Origin of the sequence: Paraburkholderia sp. UYCP14C, assembly GCF_004197395.1 — a bacterium.
Lineage (GTDB): Bacteria > Pseudomonadota > Gammaproteobacteria > Burkholderiales > Burkholderiaceae > Paraburkholderia.
Genome location: NZ_SELS01000008.1, coordinates 94,113 through 110,572 on the forward strand (window position 1 = coordinate 94,113; position 16,460 = coordinate 110,572).

General features: G+C 65.1%; 15 protein-coding genes. 10 read left to right on the forward strand and 5 right to left on the reverse strand.

Going from position 1 to position 16,460, the window contains the following annotated elements; all coding sequences use genetic code 11:
* Positions 1–19 precede the first annotated feature (19 nt).
* The 3 genes from EVC45_RS09855 to speE form a co-directional block, all read right to left on the reverse strand.
* Positions 20–760: a 16S rRNA (uracil(1498)-N(3))-methyltransferase gene (locus EVC45_RS09855; protein WP_129957814.1), complete on the reverse strand. Its 741-nt coding sequence runs from the start codon at positions 758–760 to the stop codon at positions 20–22.
* A 19-nt stretch (positions 761–779) separates the two neighbouring features.
* The gene (locus tag EVC45_RS09860; RefSeq protein ID WP_129957815.1) at positions 780–1,193 is read right to left on the reverse strand and encodes a glyoxalase/bleomycin resistance/extradiol dioxygenase family protein; all 414 of its coding nucleotides are present in this window, start codon (positions 1,191–1,193) and stop codon (positions 780–782) included.
* Positions 1,194–1,297: 104 nt separating this feature from the next.
* A complete protein-coding gene (gene speE / locus EVC45_RS09865; protein WP_129957816.1) occupies positions 1,298–2,200 on the reverse strand; it encodes a polyamine aminopropyltransferase in 903 nt (300 codons plus the stop codon).
* Between the two features lie 269 nt (positions 2,201–2,469).
* On the opposite strand from speE, the gene tkt reads away from it, so the two are divergent.
* A complete protein-coding gene (gene tkt / locus EVC45_RS09870; RefSeq protein ID WP_129957817.1) occupies positions 2,470–4,491 on the forward strand; it encodes a transketolase in 2,022 nt (673 codons plus the stop codon).
* A 110-nt stretch (positions 4,492–4,601) separates the two neighbouring features.
* Entirely contained in the window at positions 4,602–5,612 is a 1,011-nt protein-coding gene (gene gap / locus EVC45_RS09875; protein ID WP_129957818.1) for a type I glyceraldehyde-3-phosphate dehydrogenase, read from the forward strand.
* A gap of 71 nt (positions 5,613–5,683) precedes the next feature.
* On the opposite strand, the gene EVC45_RS09880 is transcribed toward gap, so the two are convergent.
* Positions 5,684–6,370 carry a FadR/GntR family transcriptional regulator gene (locus tag EVC45_RS09880; RefSeq protein ID WP_129957819.1) on the reverse strand — a complete coding sequence of 229 codons (687 nt, stop codon included), beginning with the start codon at positions 6,368–6,370 and terminating at the stop codon, positions 5,684–5,686.
* 235 nt (positions 6,371–6,605) lie between these two features.
* Here EVC45_RS09880 and EVC45_RS09885 point away from each other — a divergent pair, with 235 nt between their 5' ends.
* The 3 genes from EVC45_RS09885 (at position 6,606) to EVC45_RS09895 (ending at position 9,623) form a co-directional block, all read left to right on the forward strand.
* Positions 6,606–7,934 (forward strand): C4-dicarboxylate transporter DctA, encoded by a 1,329-nt coding sequence (locus tag EVC45_RS09885; RefSeq protein WP_129957820.1) that lies wholly within the window; start codon positions 6,606–6,608, stop codon positions 7,932–7,934.
* A 138-nt stretch (positions 7,935–8,072) separates the two neighbouring features.
* Entirely contained in the window at positions 8,073–9,083 is a 1,011-nt protein-coding gene (gene alc / locus EVC45_RS09890) for an allantoicase (RefSeq protein WP_129957821.1), read from the forward strand.
* A gap of 27 nt (positions 9,084–9,110) precedes the next feature.
* Positions 9,111–9,623, forward strand: a complete 513-nt coding sequence (locus tag EVC45_RS09895) for an ureidoglycolate lyase (RefSeq protein ID WP_129957822.1) — start codon at positions 9,111–9,113, stop codon at positions 9,621–9,623.
* Between the two features lie 104 nt (positions 9,624–9,727).
* Here EVC45_RS09895 and fur read toward each other — a convergent pair whose 3' ends face one another.
* Positions 9,728–10,156, reverse strand: coding sequence for a ferric iron uptake transcriptional regulator (gene fur, locus EVC45_RS09900; protein ID WP_013090534.1), 429 nt, complete (start codon positions 10,154–10,156; stop codon positions 9,728–9,730).
* Between the two features lie 152 nt (positions 10,157–10,308).
* On the opposite strand from fur, the gene bamE reads away from it, so the two are divergent.
* The 5 genes from bamE to leuS all read left to right on the forward strand — a co-directional run bounded on the left by bamE (position 10,309) and on the right by leuS (position 16,407).
* Positions 10,309–11,190, forward strand: a complete 882-nt coding sequence (gene bamE, locus EVC45_RS09905) for an outer membrane protein assembly factor BamE (RefSeq protein ID WP_129957823.1) — start codon at positions 10,309–10,311, stop codon at positions 11,188–11,190.
* A 323-nt stretch (positions 11,191–11,513) separates the two neighbouring features.
* On the forward strand, positions 11,514–12,311 hold the full coding sequence (gene dapB / locus EVC45_RS09910) for a 4-hydroxy-tetrahydrodipicolinate reductase (protein ID WP_129957824.1): 798 nt from the start codon (positions 11,514–11,516) through the stop codon (positions 12,309–12,311).
* A 78-nt stretch (positions 12,312–12,389) separates the two neighbouring features.
* Positions 12,390–13,109, forward strand: a complete 720-nt coding sequence (locus tag EVC45_RS09915; protein ID WP_129957825.1) for a MotA/TolQ/ExbB proton channel family protein — start codon at positions 12,390–12,392, stop codon at positions 13,107–13,109.
* 80 nt (positions 13,110–13,189) lie between these two features.
* Positions 13,190–13,621: a biopolymer transporter ExbD gene (locus tag EVC45_RS09920; RefSeq protein WP_129957826.1), complete on the forward strand. Its 432-nt coding sequence runs from the start codon at positions 13,190–13,192 to the stop codon at positions 13,619–13,621.
* A gap of 194 nt (positions 13,622–13,815) precedes the next feature.
* Positions 13,816–16,407, forward strand: coding sequence for a leucine--tRNA ligase (leuS, locus tag EVC45_RS09925; RefSeq protein WP_129957827.1), 2,592 nt, complete (start codon positions 13,816–13,818; stop codon positions 16,405–16,407).
* The last annotated feature ends 53 nt before the right edge of the window (positions 16,408–16,460 follow it).

The following is a 16,460-nucleotide window of genomic DNA, read 5'->3' on the forward strand; positions in this document are numbered from 1 at the left end:
TCAACCGACAAGCTTCCGCTTACCATCCGCCCCAGCGCGCCGCCAGCGCGGCCAGCACCGCGATCCCGGCGGTCTCGGTGCGCAGCACGCGAGGTCCCAGGCCCACCGCGGTAAAGCCCTGTTCAACGGCGGCGGCTTCTTCGTCGGCGGAAAGGCCGCCTTCGGGGCCGATCAGCAGCGTCACGCCACCGTTCGGCGGCGCCTCGGGCAACGCCGCAAAGCCGATACTCGCGCGCGGCGACAACAAAAGGCGCAGTTCGTCGGACGCCGGTTCGCGCGACAGCGTGTCGAGCCACGCGCCAACCTCACTCACCGGCATCACGTCCGGCAGCCGATTACGCCCGCACTGTTCGCACGACGCCCGCACCACACCCTGCCAATGCTGTTGCCGCCGCTGCGCACGCTCACCGGTGAGCCGCACGACGCTGCGCGCGGTCGCGAGCGGCACGAAGCCCGAGGCGCCGAGTTCGACCGCTTTCTCGATCAGCCAGTCCATCTTGTCGCCGCCGGCGATGCCTTGTGCGAGTGTCAGCCGATACGGCGGCTCGACCTCGATCGCGCGAAATTCGCTAATTTTCACGCGGGCCGACCGCCGTTCGACTTCGACGAGTTCGGCACTGTATTCGCCTCCCTTGCCGTTGAACAGCACGAGCGAATCGCCCGGCTGCAGACGCAGCACGGCCACGTGGCGAACGACGTCGTCGGGCAGTGCGATCACGTCGTCGGGGTAAAGCAGCGCATCAACGAAAAAACGGGGCATCGACGAAAGACTCTTGGATTCAGGAAAGATGGCGAGCGAGCGCCCAGCGATAGCCGTCGATATCTTCGACCTGCGCGAAGCGGTCGCCCCAGAACTGGTCCTGCGGCTCGCTCAGCGACTTCGCGCCGGCCATGAGCGCGCGAGCATACACGGCGTCGACGTCATCGACATAAACGTAGAACGATTGCGGCGCGATCGTACCCGCGCTTTTCGGCGTCTTCGCGGTCGAGCCGAACGCGCCTTCGGGCGCGAACATCACGATCAACTGGCCTTGATAGGTCATCTCGACGTGCATCACGACGCCGTCGTCCTGCACGCTGTCGCGCAGTTCGAAGCCGAACGCCGCCGAGAAGAACGCCGTCGACGCGCGCGCGTCGCGCACCGTCAGATAGGGGGTCAGCCAGGGCACACCGGCAGGGCGGGGGGCGGTCATGGAGTTCTCCGGATCTCGTGGGGCGGCGAGGCCACAGTTGCGGGTTTCGATCGGGCGCGGCATGCCGGCATCGCTCGAACCGATTCGCGCAAGGTAACCACGCTTCAAATGGACGACTTCGTCAATGGGCTCAGTTTATCGCGCACCGATCGCGCTGCCGAGAATAGCCCCGCATGCAGGGCTGGTTCGTAATGACGCAACGAATCGATGCCGCGCGCGGCCAGACGCCCGGCGAGTGCGTCGGCGGTGAGCGCGGCGGGGTCGAGCGTGTCGCTGGCGATCGCCATCAGCCACAGCGAGCCGTAGAGCGGCACGAAGGTGCCCAGCGTGCGCACGCAGGCGAACGCGGCGCGCAGATCGTCGAGCAGTGCGGCGATGCGCGGCGCGTGGTGGTACGGCGAGCCGAGATGCAGCGACAACAACGCGTCCGCGCGCAGCACGCGCTTCAACTGCGCGTAGAAGGACGGCGTGTAGAGGCCGGCCGCGGGCGAATCGGGTGGCGTCAGGTCGAATACGACGAGGTCGAACTGCGCGGTCGGGACGGTCGTTGCGCCGTGCGACGCGCGGGCCGCCGACGCGACATAGTCCGCCGCATCGCCGATGACGAGCTCGACGCGCGGATCGTCGAACGCACCGCCATGCACCTGCGGCAAATGTTCGCGCGTGAGCCGCACGACCTCGGCATCGAGCTCCGCGACGACGATCCGCTCGATGTCCGGATGCCTGAGCAATTGCCGCGCGGCCCCGCCATCGCCGCCGCCGAGCACCAGCGCCGCATGCGGTGCCGGATGCGCGAGCGCGGCCGGGTGCACCATGCATTCGTGGTAAATGAACTCGTCGCCGGCGGAGCTCATCGGACGGCCGTCGAGCGTGAACAGCGCGCCGAGTTGCGGCGTGTCCCAGATCTCGATCGTCTGATAGCGGGACTCGACACGCTCGACGAGACGCGCGTGAGGAAAGCCATAGACGGCGTCGGGACAAGGCTGGAACAATAGCGGGGCGTTCACGGCGGATGGACTCGATCGGCAGCGTAGGGAAACAGCAGCTCGAATTGTAATTGCCGCGACCTGGTGGTGTGCGTTGGACCACGCGGCCAGGCGGCTTTCCGGCCGGGTAGGGGTTAACCTTCTGCTAGAATGTGACGCTTTCAGCCTTGTCCGCTTGCTCTGCCCGTTTCGCGTCTCCTGGCGCCGCATCGTGCGCCGTAGCGAACTGACCGCCGAGCTTCCGGGCCTCAAGCGCGCCCCCGCTTTCTGACTCTGTCTCCGGACTCGACATGACGACCCCGTCTCCCGCACCCACCTCTCTGATGGCTAACGCGATCCGCGCGTTGTCGATGGACGCCGTTCAAAAGGCGAACTCCGGTCACCCCGGCATGCCGATGGGCATGGCCGAAATCGGCGTTGCCCTGTGGTCGCGTCACCTGCGCCATAACCCGAAGAACCCGCAATGGGCCGATCGCGACCGCTTCGTGCTGTCGAACGGTCACGGCTCGATGCTGCTGTACTCGCTGCTGCATCTGACCGGCTACGACCTGCCGATGGAAGAGCTGAAGAACTTCCGCCAGCTCCATTCGAAGACCCCGGGTCACCCGGAGTACGGCATCACGCCGGGCGTCGAGACGACCACCGGTCCGCTCGGCCAGGGTCTTGCGAACGCGGTCGGCATGGCGCTGGCCGAGTCGCTGCTCGCCACCGAATTCAACAAGCCCGACGCGAAGATCGTCGATCACCACACGTACGTGTTCGTCGGCGACGGCTGCCTGATGGAAGGCATCTCGCACGAAGCCTGCTCGCTCGCGGGCGTGCTGAAGCTGAACAAGCTGATCGCGTTCTACGACGACAACGGCATCTCGATCGACGGCGAAGTGGTGCACTGGTTCCACGACGACACGCCGAAGCGCTTCGAAGCGTACGGCTGGAACGTGATCCCGAACGTGGTCGGCCACGACGTCGACGCAGTCGACGCGGCGATCAAGCAGGCCAAGCAGTCGGACAAGCCGACGCTGATCTGCTGCAAGACCGTGATCGGTGAGGGCGCGCCGACCAAGGCGGGCTCGCACGATTCGCACGGCGCGCCGCTCGGCGACAAGGAAATCGCGGCGACCCGCGAAGCGATCGGCTGGAAGTGGGAGCCGTTCGTGATTCCGCAGGAAGTCTATGCGGCATGGGATGCGAAGGAAGCGGGCGCGCAATTCGAAGCCGACTGGGACAAGGCGTTCGCGGCCTACGCGGCGAAGTATCCGACGGAAGCGGCCGAGTTCAAGCGCCGCAGCGCGAAGCAGCTGCCGGCCGACTGGAAAGAAAAGGCCAAGGCGATCATCGCCGGCGCGAACCAGCGCGCGGAAACCGTCGCGACGCGTAAGGCATCGCAGCAGGCCATCGAAGGTCTGTCGGCCGTGCTGCCCGAACTGCTCGGCGGCTCCGCCGACCTGACCGGCTCGAACCTGACCAACTGGAAGGCTGCCAAGCCGGTGCGCGTGAACGCGGAAGGCCGTGCCGCCGGCAACTACGTGAACTACGGCGTGCGCGAATTCGGCATGAGCGCGGCGATCAACGGCGTCGCACTGCATGGCGGCTACAAGGCATTCGGCGGCACCTTCCTGACGTTCTCGGACTACAGCCGCAACGCGCTGCGCGTCGCCGCGCTGATGAAGTCGCCGTCGATCTTCGTGTTCACGCACGACTCGATCGGTCTCGGCGAAGACGGCCCGACGCACCAGTCGATCGAACACGTCGCGAGCCTGCGCCTGATCCCGAATCTGCAAACGTGGCGCCCGGCCGACACGGTCGAGACCGCGGTGGCCTGGACCCATGCGATCGAGCATGAAGGTCCGTCGTGCCTGATCTTCAGCCGCCAGAACCTGCAGTTCAACGAGCGCACCGACGCGCAGATCGCCAACGTCGAGAAGGGCGGCTACGTGCTGCGCGACTGGGACGAGGAGATCGTCGCGCGTAAGATCATCCTGATCGCGACGGGCTCGGAAGTCGAACTCGCGATCAAGGCCGTCGAGCCGCTCGCGCGCGAAGGCATCGCGGCACGCGTCGTGTCGATGCCGTCGACGACCGTGTTCGACAAGCAGGACGCCGAGTATCGCGAACGCGTGCTGCCGCACGGCGTGCGCCGCGTCGCGATCGAAGCGGGCGTGTCGGATTTCTGGCGCAAGTACGTGGGTCTGGAAGGCGGCGTGGTCGGCATCGACACGTTCGGCGAATCGGCCCCGGCAGGCGTGCTGTTCAAGCATTTCGGTTTCACCGTCGAGCACGTGGTGGCGACGGTCAAGGCTGCGCTCGGCTGATAGTTGCGTCGCGTTGCCGTCGCGCCCCTCGTGGCTGCGCGGCAACGCACGGAACCGGATGCCCGACCTGGCGAACATAAACGGTTTTTTTAGCCATCAGGAGATAAATCATGACGATTCGCGTCGCAATCAACGGCTACGGCCGGATCGGCCGCAATACCCTGCGCGCCTTCTATGAAAACGGCAAGAAGCACGATATCGAAATCGTCGCCATCAACGATCTGGGCGATGCGAAGACCAACGCCCACCTGACGCAGTACGACACCGCGCACGGCAAGTTCCCGGGCCAGGTGTCGGTGGACGGCGACTACCTCGTCGTGAACGGCGACAAGATCCGCGTGCTGGCGAACCGCAACCCGGCCGAACTGCCGTGGGGCGAGCTGGGCGTCGACGTCGTGATGGAGTGCACGGGCTTTTTCACGACCAAGGAAAAGGCCAGCGCGCACATCAAGGGCGGCGCGAAGAAGGTGATCATCTCGGCGCCGGGCGGCAAGGACGTCGACGCGACGATCGTCTACGGCGTGAACCACAACGTGCTGAAGGCTTCGGACACGGTGATCTCGAATGCATCGTGCACGACCAACTGCCTCGCGCCGCTGGTCAAGCCGCTGAACGACAAGATCGGCCTCGTGAACGGCCTGATGACGACGATCCACGCATACACGAACGACCAGGTTCTGACCGACGTGTACCACGAAGATCTGCGCCGCGCGCGTTCGGCCACGCATAGCCAGATCCCGACCAAGACCGGTGCTGCATCGGCGGTCGGCCTGGTGCTGCCGGAACTGAACGGCAAGCTGGACGGCTACGCGATTCGCGTCCCGACGATCAACGTGTCGGTCGTCGACCTGTCGTTCATCGCCGCGCGCGACACGACGGTCGAGGAAGTCAACGCGATCATGAAGGAAGCGTCGGAAGGTGCGCTGAAGGGCGTGCTCGGTTACAACGACGCGCCGCTCGTGTCGATCGACTACAACCACAACCCGGCTTCGTCGACGTTCGACTCGACGCTGACCAAGGTGTCGGGCCGTCTCGTGAAGGTGTCGAGCTGGTACGACAACGAGTGGGGCTTCTCGAACCGCATGCTGGATACGGCTGTGGCGCTCGCGAACGCGAAGTAAGTTTCGGGTTTCACGCTGCATGAAAAAGCCGCTCCTCGGAGCGGCTTTTTTTCGTCTGCGTTTTATCGCGGCTACGGCGTCGGGAAATAGACCCCCGCACGCTGGGCGGCGTTCGCGATGTGCGTCTCGATCGCCTTGCCCGCGGCGAGCGAATCGCGCGCCTTCAACGCATCGAGAATCGCTCGATGCTCGGTGTAGGTGGACAGCACCCGCTCGCGCCGATAGAACGGCATGCGCTGGCTTTCCTTCATGATCTCGGCGCTGCTGCGCAGGATCGACTCGATCGCCGCGTTGCCCGCGACGCTGACAATGCGCATATGAAATGCGTAGTCGAGCCGCGCCGCTTCGTCGAGTTCCTCGCAGGCGAGCGCGCTTTGCATCGCGGTGATGTTTTCCTCGAGCCACGCGAGGTCGTCGTTGCTGACCGCCAGAACCGCCATGCGCGCGACGAAGCCTTCAAGCGCGTAGCGCATCTGATATGTGTCGGGCAACGACGACTGTTCCGCGAAACGCCACGCCTGCGCATTTTTCGCCTGCGCGCTTTCCACGTACACGCCCTTGCCGGGGCGGATCACCAGCAGGCCGAGCGCTTCGAGCGTGGACAGCGCCTCGCGTAGCGACGCGCGGCTGATGGACAGTTCATCGGACAGCTGGCGCTGAGCCGGCAGCAGGCTGCCCACCGGATAGACGCCCGCTTCGATGCGCTCGCGGATCGTCGCGATGGCCGCGTCGGTGACGGTATGCGGAACGTTTTTCATGAAGGTTCGCTCGGTAGCGTGGTCTGACCGCAATTCTAATACGCGGCTGGAAAAGGCGCGCCGCACGGCGCGCGGCATCCCGAATCCGACCCGAAATCGGTTCAAAAACAACGGGTAAACACTGTTCGATCAGTCCTTGACGGGAGTATATCGGCTTCCTACTATTCGCCATAACAGCACTGGTCGGACCAGTCTGAACAGAAGTAACCGAGACAACCATCCGCAGGAGGAAGCCGTGTTGAAATTCTTCAATTCGCTATTTGGCCGGGTCGTGATAGCGCTCGTGGTAGGCATCGTGCTCGGTGCCGTTTTTCCGCATTTCGCGCAGTCGTTGCGGCCGCTTGGCGACGGCTTTCTGAAGCTGATCAAGATGGTGATCGGACCGATCGTGTTCTGCGTGGTGGTGAGTGGCATGGCGCACGCGGGCGACCTGCGCAAGGTCGGACGGGTCGGCTTGAAGTCGGTGATTTACTTCGAGGCGATGACGACGGTCGCGCTCGTGATCGGCGCGGTGCTCGCTTACGCGACGCGTCCGGGCGCCGGCATGAACGTGAACCTGAATTCCCTCGATGCGGGGTCGCTCGCGACCTATACCGAGCACGCGAAGAGCCTGAAGGACACCGCGGGCTTCCTGCTGAAGATCATCCCGGATACGGCGATCAATGCGTTCGCGACCGGCGACATCCTGCAGATCCTCGTGTTCTCGGTGCTGTTCGGCTCGGCGCTGTCGCTGCTCGGCAAGCGCGCGCAACGGGTGAGCGGCCTGATCGATGAACTGTCGCAGGTGTTCTTCCGCGTGATGGGCTTCATCATCAAGCTCGCGCCGCTCGGCGTGCTCGGCGCGATCGCGTTCACGACCGGTACCTACGGCGTCGAGTCGCTCAAGCAGCTCGGCATGCTCGTGCTGGTGTTCTACGCCAGCTGCGTGGTGTTTGTCGTGCTCGTGCTCGGTGCGGTGATGCGGCTCGCCGGCTTCAGCATCTTCAAGCTGATCCGCTATCTGCGCGAGGAACTGTCGATCGTGCTCGGCACCGCGTCGTCCGATGCCGTGCTGCCGCAGATCATGCGCAAGCTCGAATGGATGGGCGTCAAGGATTCGACGGTCGGCCTCGTGATTCCGACCGGCTACTCGTTCAACCTCGACGGCTTCTCGATCTATCTGACGCTCGCGGTCATCTTCATCGCGCAGGCGACCAACACCCCGCTGTCGATTCATGACCTGATCGTCGTCGTGCTGGTGTCGCTGGTGACGTCGAAGGGCGCGCACGGCATTCCTGGCTCGGCGATCGTGATTCTCGCGGCGACGCTCTCCGCGATTCCCGCGATTCCGGTTCTCGGTCTCGTGCTGATCCTGCCGGTCGACTGGTTCGTCGGCATCGCCCGCGCGCTGACCAACCTGATCGGCAACTGCGTCGCGACCGTGGTGGTCGCCGTGTGGGAAAACGATATCGACAAGGCGCGCGCGCATCGCGTGCTGAATCGCGACGCGGCACTTCGCTTCGTGCCCGCCGTCGACGACACCGTCGTCGAGCCGGGTGCGGGAGAACACGCGCCGGCAGTCTGACAGCAGCACGCCGGTGATGGTCTGACCGGACCAACCGGCATCGTTTTAGACAGCTTTTGAACCCTTTTTCGCAAGCCGGCGGACGCCGTGGCGCCGCCGGCCGTTTCTGACCTCTTCTCTTCGACACCGAACGACATCATGGCCAACCCGATCCTCGACCCGAATGCCCCCGTCTTCACGCGCCGCTACATGAACCTGGCCGATCCGCGCCTCGGCGCGAAGGCGCTCTCCGCCAGCGACGAATTCTTCGCGCCGAAAGAGCGCATGCTCGACCCGCAGCCGGCGGTGTTCATCCCCGGCAAATACGACGATCACGGCAAGTGGATGGACGGCTGGGAGACGCGTCGCAAGCGCACGAACGGCCACGACCATTGCGTGATCCGTCTCGCGCGGCCGGGCGTCGTGCATGGCGTCGATCTCGATACGAGCCACTTCACCGGCAATTTCCCGCCGGCGGCGTCGATCGATGCCTGTTATACCGATGCCGACGTGCCGCTGGAGCAAACCGATTGGCAGCCGCTCGTGCCGGCCATGACGCTACAGGGCAACCAGCATCACTATGTCGAGGTGAAAGACGCGCGCCCGGTCACCCATCTGCGCGTGAATCTGTATCCGGACGGCGGGCTCGCGCGACTGCGCGTGTACGGCCAGCCGCAGCGCGACTGGAGCCGGGTCGAGCGCGGCACGCTGCTCGATCTCGCCGCGATCGAAAACGGCGCATACCTCGTCGCCGCGAACAACCAGCATTTCGGGCCTGCCTCGCAGATGCTGATGCCGGGCCGCGGCGAGAACATGGGCGACGGCTGGGAAACCCGGCGGCGTCGCGAACCGGGCAATGACTGGGCGATCGTCGCACTGGCGCGGCCCGGCGTGATCCGCAAGATCGCAGTGGACACCGCGCACTTCAAAGGCAACTTCCCGGACCGCTGCTCGCTACAGGCGGCATCGGTAACGGGCGGCACCGACGACTCCCTCGTCACGCAGGCGATGTTCTGGCCGGTGCTGCTCGGCGAACAGAAGCTGCAGATGGACCACGTGCACACGTTCACGGACGACCTCGCGGCGCTCGGCCCGGTCACGCACGTGCGCTTCAATATCTTCCCGGACGGCGGCGTGTCGCGCCTGCGTCTGTGGGGCGAGATCGCTTAACGTAAGCAATGTGATGGAGCGGCAAGCATGAAGATCCTGCAGATGGAGCGCCTGACGCGCTCAGCGTTCGCGCCGTTCGGCGACGTGATCGAACTCGACGGCGCGCGTCATTTTTCGATCAATGGCGGTACCACCGAGCGCTATCACGACCTCGCGCGCGTCGACGTGATGGAGCAGGGCGGCCGACCGCTCGTCAACCTGTTTCGCGCGCAGCCGCGCGCGCTACCCGTCGAGATCACGATGATGGAGCGGCATCCGCTCGGCAGCCAGGCTTTCATTCCCTTACGCGCGGGCCGCTACCTCGTGGTGGTCGCGCCGCCCGGCGAGTTCGACGCCGCGCAGATGCGCGGGTTCTGGACCGACGCGTGGCAGGGCGTCAATTACGCGAAAGGGGTTTGGCATCACCCGCTGCTCGCGCTCGATCAGGTCAGCGACTTCGTGGTCGTCGATCGCGGCGGCGACGGGCCGAATTGCGACGAATTGCAGCTGGCCGAGCCGTGGCGGCTCGCCTTCGAGCCGAGCGAGGAGTTGATCGGATAGCGATGCTTGCAGCCGGCTGAACAAAAAAAGACCCGGCCGATCCCCATCGGCCGGGTCTTTTTTTGACTTGCCAGGCCGTGTGCTCGCACGCGGCCCGCTCCGCATCAGTGCTTACGATGCGGGCAATTCTCCTTGGTACACGCCCCATACAGTGCCAGCGCGTGTTCCTGCAGCTTGAAGCCGCGGGCCTTGGCGATGGACTGCTGACGGCTTTCGATTTCGGGGTCGAAAAATTCTTCGACCAGCCCGCAATCGAGGCACACGAGGTGGTCGTGGTGCGACCCCTCGTTCAGTTCGAACACCGCCTTGCCCGATTCGAAATTGCTGCGCGAGAGCAGGCCGGCCTGCTCGAATTGCGTCAGCACGCGATACACGGTGGCCAGACCGATATCGAGTTCCTCGTGCAGGAGGTTGCGGTACACGTCTTCGGCGGTCAGGTGACGCACCGGGCTGTGCTGGAATATCTCAAGGATTTTGAGGCGCGGAAGGGTCGCCTTGAGCCCGATATTCTTGAGATCGGTTGGATTGGTCATGACAAGGGATCCCTAGAGTACAATGCTGGGCTCTCATAGTAATGTGTTTTGCCGTTCTGGTCATTTTCGATGGAATGAGCGTGGCCCGCAAGCGGGCCCGCACGGTGAGTGAAATGATTTCTAAATCTCAATTGATCTACCGGGGGAGCCGCATGCGGGGTACCTTGATCGCTGTTGCGACTGTCGCGGTTCTTGCCGGATGTTCCACGTACGACAGCCTGACCCAGCGCTTTGCCCAACGCATTACGCCGTATCGGATTACGGTCGTGCAAGGCAACTTCGTGTCGCAGGAAATGGCCGACCAGATGAAGGCCGGCATGTCGCGCGCGCAAGTGCGTCAGCTGCTCGGCACGCCGCTGTTGACCGACATGTTCCACGCGGATCGCTGGGATTACGTGTTCTATTTCAAGCGTGGCAACACCTCGATCGTTCAACAGCGCGACTTCGTCGTGTTCTTCTCGGGTGACATCGTGACCCACTGGACGGGCGGCGAGGACCTGCCGACCAATCTCGAATTGCTGGCCGAAATCGACGGCGACCGCAGTGGCCGTCGTCCGAACGCGACGCCGCCGCGCGCGGCGAGCGCGGCCGAGGCCGCCAACGCCGTGGCTGCCAGCGACGCGGCCGCCGCAAGTGCGGCCGCTGCGGCAGCGGCGCCGCCCACGGTGGATACGACGCGCTCGCCGTCGGTCGAAGGCGCTCAGCAGGCCGCCACGCCGTCCATGGACGCCAACGCGGAAGCCGCGCAGGCGGCCAATCGTGCAACGGGCGCGGTTTCGTCGACGCCGAGCGGCGTGTCGTCCGTGCGTTCGACCGCCCCGCGAGCGGGCGCTGGCGGAATCCCGACGCAAGGTCCGACGGCTGCCGGTCAACCGCAGTTCCAGTTCAAACGTCCGCCGCCGCCGGCTCCGGAAAACGAGAGCAACCCGGTCGGCCCGACGGGCTCGCAAAACAGCGGCAGCCCGACGCTAACTGCGCCGCCGGCCGAATCGCCGACGTTGTTGGCGCCGCCCACGTCGGGAACGAGCAACTGATTCTGTAGTCGGTGTGGTGAGGCGGGCTGCGCGCGAGGTGTGCGGCGCCCGCCGGATGTGCGTTTGTCCGGCAGCGGGTGAAACCGGAAATGTAGCGCCCGGGCCGCTGAACACCTTGCCTACCCGTCTGGGCGAGCCGTCCGGTTCGGCCAGTTGCATGGGCTCTCTGTGCGAGGCGGCTGATTTTGCCGCCAGATCTCGCGATCTGCAGCCGCTTGTCCCTATATCTACCGGGCGCATTCCCCGGCACACTGGTCGGTGCGTTCGCCGGGCCGCGTTTGCCGGGCTCCATCCCGGTTGACTCTATTCGAATCCTCATCGTCATGAAAATTGCCATTGCAGGCGCATCGGGCCGTATGGGCCGCATGCTGATCGAAACCGTCCTCAACGATGCCGACGCGACGCTGTCCGGCGCGCTCTGCCGCACCGGCGCGGCGCAGCTGGGCCAGGACGCCGGCGCGTTCCTCGGCAAAGAAACCGGCGTGCTGCTGTCCGACGACATCGAGCGTGTGTTCGCGGAATCCGACTACCTGATCGACTTCACGCGTCCCGACGCGACGCTCGCGCATCTCGAAGCCGCGCAGCGCCACGGCGTGAAAATGGTGATCGGCACGACCGGCTTCGACAACGCGCAAAAAGCGCAACTGCGTGCGGCGGCAGAGAAGATCGGCGTGGTGTTCGCGTCGAACATGAGCGTCGGCGTGAACGTCACACTGAAGCTGCTCGAATTCGCGGCGCGGCATTTTTCGACCGGCTACGACATCGAGATCATCGAGGCGCATCATCGTCACAAGGTCGACGCGCCGTCCGGCACCGCGCTGACGATGGGCGAAGTGATCGCCAACGCGCTCGGCCGCAATCTCGACGATTGCGCGGTCTACGGCCGCGAAGGCGTGACCGGCGAACGCGATCCGTCGACGATTGGTTTTTCGGCGATTCGCGGCGGCGATATCGTCGGCGATCATACGGTGCTGTTCGCAGGGATCGGCGAGCGGATCGAGATCACGCACAAATCGGCGAGCCGGCTGTCATATGCACAAGGCGCGCTTCGTGCTGTACGCTTCCTCGAAGGCCACGGCAACGGCTTCTTCGACATGCAGGACGTGCTCGGCCTGCGTTGAGCGAAATCCGTTGCGCATAGGCGGGGCAGCGCATCCCGGGCGCGCCCTCCCAAAGTCACTTTCCCACGGCGAGGTCAGATGGCAGGCAGCAGCGGCATCATCCATTACCTGCAAACGAGCGATGCGATCACGCATGGCGTCGCCTATGTGCTGCTGGCCATGTCGATTGCGAGCTGGTGCTTTCTGATCGTCAAGAGCTGGATTCTGACGCGCGCGAAACGCCAGTCCACGCGGGCGATCGCGCGCTTCTGGCAGGCGCCGACGCTCGCCGAAGGCGTCGCCATCCTGCGCCGCACCGACCGCGAGCGCGTGTTCGCGCCGCTCGCCGAAGCGGCGCTCAATGCGGCCGAGGTCGACATTCCCGGCGCGCTGCTCGCGCGCGTCGAGCGCAGCGAACGGGTGCTGCGCGCGCTGCGCCAGGCGCTCAACGCGTCGCAGCGGCGCCTCGAATTCGGTCAGGTGCTGCTTGCATCGGTTGGCAGCACCGCGCCGTTCGTCGGTCTGCTCGGCACCGTGTGGGGCATCTATCACGCGCTCGGCAGTATTGCGGCGAGCGGGCAGGCGCAGATCGAGAACGTCGCGGGACCGGTCGGCGAGGCGCTGATCATGACCGCGTTCGGTCTGGTGGTCGCGATTCCGGCGGTGCTCGCGTACAACGTGCTGGGTCGCCTCGTGCGGCAATTGTGCGAAGAGCTCGATGGCTTCGCGCACGATCTTCACGCGTACGTCTGCGCGCCGGTCGAGCACGCGCCGACACCGCCGCGCGCGCAGCAGGCGGCGCACGAGGCGCACCGCTGACGCGTAACGCGCGTCACGACACATCGCGCCACACCGCACACCGCCCATCGCACGGGCAAGCTCGGACGCAAGGAGGCGACATGGCATTCGGCGGACTGGAGAAGAAGCAGACGGCCGCGCCGATGGCCGAGATCAACATGACGCCGCTGATCGACGTGATGCTGGTGCTGCTGGTGATTTTCATCATCACCGCGCCGCTGTTTTCGCACGCGATCCGGCTCGATCTGCCGAAGGTCGCGGCGGCGCCTGCGCGCCAGACCCCGCAAACCGTCTCCCTGTCCATCGACGGCGCCGGCAAGCTCTACTGGAACGGCAAGCCGATCACGCTCGCGCAGATGCGCGCGCAGTTCGCCGAGGCCGGCAAGCAGGCGGACCAGCCCGACATCCAGCTACGCGCGGAGCGCTCGACGCGCTACGAAGTGATCGCGCAGGTGATGAGCGCCGCGCAGCAGGCCGGGCTCGAGCGGATCGGCTTCGTGACGGACCCGCCGCCGCCCGCCGCGCAGCATTGAGCGCCATCGGGCGCCGCCGGGCGCGCGCCGCGTTCACGAATCCGGCATCTCCAGCGCCGCACCACGCCGCGCGGCGCACCCCTCCGCGAACGGTATAATCAGCCCTTTCCCCGCCGAAGGGGAAACGACGCAACGACATTCTGCAGAGCACCGGGCCGGTGCGAAAGCACCGAACCTAGCGATCCCATCACACCATGCACGAAAAATACGTTCCCTCCGACGTCGAAGCCGCCGCGCAAGGGCAATGGCGCGCCATCGACGCCTACAAGACGACGGAAACCACCGACAAGCCCAAGTTCTACTGCGTCTCGATGCTGCCGTATCCGTCGGGCAAGCTGCACATGGGGCACGTGCGCAACTACACGATCAACGACGTGATGTACCGCTATCTGCGGATGAACGGCTACAACGTGCTGATGCCGATGGGTTGGGACGCGTTCGGCATGCCGGCGGAAAACGCCGCGATGGCCAACAACGTGCCGCCCGCGCAGTGGACCTACGACAACATCGCTTACATGAAGAAGCAGATGCAGTCGATGGGCCTCGCGATCGACTGGTCGCGCGAAGTCGCGACCTGCAGCCCGGATTACTACAAGTGGAACCAGTGGCTGTTCCTGAAGATGCTCGAAAAGGGTATCGCGTACAAGAAAACCGGCACCGTGAACTGGGACCCGGTCGACCAGACCGTGCTCGCGAACGAGCAGGTGATCGACGGGCGCGGCTGGCGCTCGGGCGCGCTCGTCGAAAAGCGCGAAATCCCGATGTACTACATGCGCATCACGCAGTACGCCGATGAGCTGCTGAACGACCTCGAAGGCCTCGGCTGGCCCGAGCGCGTGAAGATCATGCAGCAGAACTGGATCGGCAAGAGCTTCGGCGTGAACTTCGGCTTCCCGTACGAAATCGACGGTGAGCAGAAGCTGCTGCGCGTGTTCACGACGCGCGCCGACACGATCATGGGCGTCACGTTCTGCGCAATCGCCGCCGAGCATCCGCTCGCCACGCGTCTCGCGCAAGGCAGGCCGGAACTGCAGGCGTTCATCGACGAATGCAAGCGCGGCGGCGTCGCCGAAGCCGACGTCGCGACGATGGAAAAGAAGGGCATGGCCACCGGCTTCTACGTCACGCATCCGCTGACGCACGAGCAGGTCGAGGTGTGGATCGGCAACTACGTGCTGATGAGCTACGGCGAAGGCGCGGTGATGGGCGTGCCGGCGCACGACGAGCGCGACTTCGCGTTCGTGAAGAAGTACGGTCTGCCGGTCAAGCAGGTGGTCGCGGTCGAAGGCAAGGAATTCTCGACCGAAGCCTGGGCGGAGTGGTACGGCGAGAAGGCCGGCACGCTGGTGAACAGCGGCAAGTACGACGGCCTCGCGTACGACGAAGCGGTGGACAGCATCGCCGCCGATCTCAAGGCACTTGGCCTCGGCGACAAGCAGATCACGTGGCGTCTGCGTGACTGGGGCGTGTCGCGCCAGCGTTATTGGGGCACGCCGATTCCGATCATCCACTGCCCGAAGTGCGGCGACGTGCCGGTGCCGGAAAAAGACCTGCCGGTCGTGCTGCCGGAAGACCTCGTGCCGGACGGCACGGGCAATCCGCTGGCGAAGTCCGAAGCGTTCCTGAACTGCGCGTGCCCGACCTGCGGTGGCGCGGCGAAGCGCGAAACCGACACGATGGACACCTTCGTCGATTCGTCGTGGTACTTCTACCGCTACGCGTCGCCGGATGCGAAGACGATGGTCGACGAGCGCACCGACTACTGGGCGCCGATGGATCAATACATCGGCGGTATCGAGCACGCGATCCTGCACCTGCTGTACTCGCGCTTCTGGGCGAAGGTGATGCGCGACCTCGGTCTGGTGAACTTCGGCGAGCCGGCGAAGAACCTGCTCACGCAGGGCATGGTGCTGAACGAAACCTACTACCGCGAAAACGAAGCGGGCAAGAAGACCTGGTACAACCCGGCCGACGTCACCGTGTCGTTCGACGACAAGGGTCGTCCGGTCGGCGCGGTGCTGAACGCGGACGGCCAGCCGGTCGTGCTTGGCGGCGTCGAGAAGATGTCGAAGTCGAAGAACAACGGCGTCGATCCGCAGATGCTGATCGATCAGCACGGCGCGGACACCGCGCGTCTGTTCGTGATGTTCGCGGCGCCGCCCGAGCAGCAGCTCGAGTGGTCGGGTTCGGGCGTCGAAGGCGCGAGCCGCTTCCTGCGTCGCGTGTGGAACTTCGGTTACACGAACGAAACGGCGCTGCGTACCGGCGGCCAACTGGACGCGGCGCAATTCAACGACGCCGACAAGGCACTGCGTCGTGAGATCTACAGCGTGCTGAAGCAGGCCGATTTCGACTATCAGCGTCTGCAATACAACACGGTGGTATCGGCCGCGATGAAGATGCTCAACGCGCTCGACGGCGCGAAGGGCGCGCAGCCCGCCGTGCTGCGCGAAACCTACGGCGTGATGCTGCGCGTGCTGTACCCGGTCGTGCCGCACCAGACGTTCCAGCTTTGGCAGGAACTCGGCTATGCCGACGAATTCGGACCGCTGCTCGACGCGCCGTGGCCGAAGGTCGACGAGAAGGCGCTCGAACAGGCCGAGATCGAACTCGTGCTGCAGGTGAACGGCAAGGTGCGCGGCGCGATCACGGTCGCGAAGGACGCGTCGCGCGAAGCGATCGAGCAGCAAGCGGCCGCGCACGAAATGGTCGCGAAGTTCAGCGAAGGCAAGGCGCCGAAGAAGATCATCGTGGTGCCGGGCCGTCTCGTGAACGTGGTCGTTTGACGTTCCGGGCCCTCATCCGGCAGACGGAACGCCGCCGGCCCGGCGGCGTTCCT

Excerpts from the sequence above, each read along its gene's own strand:
- EVC45_RS09855 (WP_129957814.1), bottom strand. The coding sequence starts at position 760 with ATGCCCCGTTTTTTCGTTGATGCGCTGCTTTACCCCGACGACGTGATC.
- EVC45_RS09860 (WP_129957815.1), bottom strand. The coding sequence starts at position 1,193 with ATGACCGCCCCCCGCCCTGCCGGTGTGCCCTGGCTGACCCCCTATCTG.
- tkt (WP_129957817.1), top strand. The coding sequence starts at position 2,470 with ATGACGACCCCGTCTCCCGCACCCACCTCTCTGATGGCTAACGCGATC.
- gap (WP_129957818.1), top strand. The coding sequence starts at position 4,602 with ATGACGATTCGCGTCGCAATCAACGGCTACGGCCGGATCGGCCGCAAT.
- EVC45_RS09880 (WP_129957819.1), bottom strand. The coding sequence starts at position 6,370 with ATGAAAAACGTTCCGCATACCGTCACCGACGCGGCCATCGCGACGATC.
- alc (WP_129957821.1), top strand. The coding sequence starts at position 8,073 with ATGGCCAACCCGATCCTCGACCCGAATGCCCCCGTCTTCACGCGCCGC.
- EVC45_RS09895 (WP_129957822.1), top strand. The coding sequence starts at position 9,111 with ATGAAGATCCTGCAGATGGAGCGCCTGACGCGCTCAGCGTTCGCGCCG.
- fur (WP_013090534.1), bottom strand. The coding sequence starts at position 10,156 with ATGACCAATCCAACCGATCTCAAGAATATCGGGCTCAAGGCGACCCTT.
- bamE (WP_129957823.1), top strand. The coding sequence starts at position 10,309 with ATGCGGGGTACCTTGATCGCTGTTGCGACTGTCGCGGTTCTTGCCGGA.
- dapB (WP_129957824.1), top strand. The coding sequence starts at position 11,514 with ATGAAAATTGCCATTGCAGGCGCATCGGGCCGTATGGGCCGCATGCTG.
- EVC45_RS09915 (WP_129957825.1), top strand. The coding sequence starts at position 12,390 with ATGGCAGGCAGCAGCGGCATCATCCATTACCTGCAAACGAGCGATGCG.
- EVC45_RS09920 (WP_129957826.1), top strand. The coding sequence starts at position 13,190 with ATGGCATTCGGCGGACTGGAGAAGAAGCAGACGGCCGCGCCGATGGCC.
- leuS (WP_129957827.1), top strand. The coding sequence starts at position 13,816 with ATGCACGAAAAATACGTTCCCTCCGACGTCGAAGCCGCCGCGCAAGGG.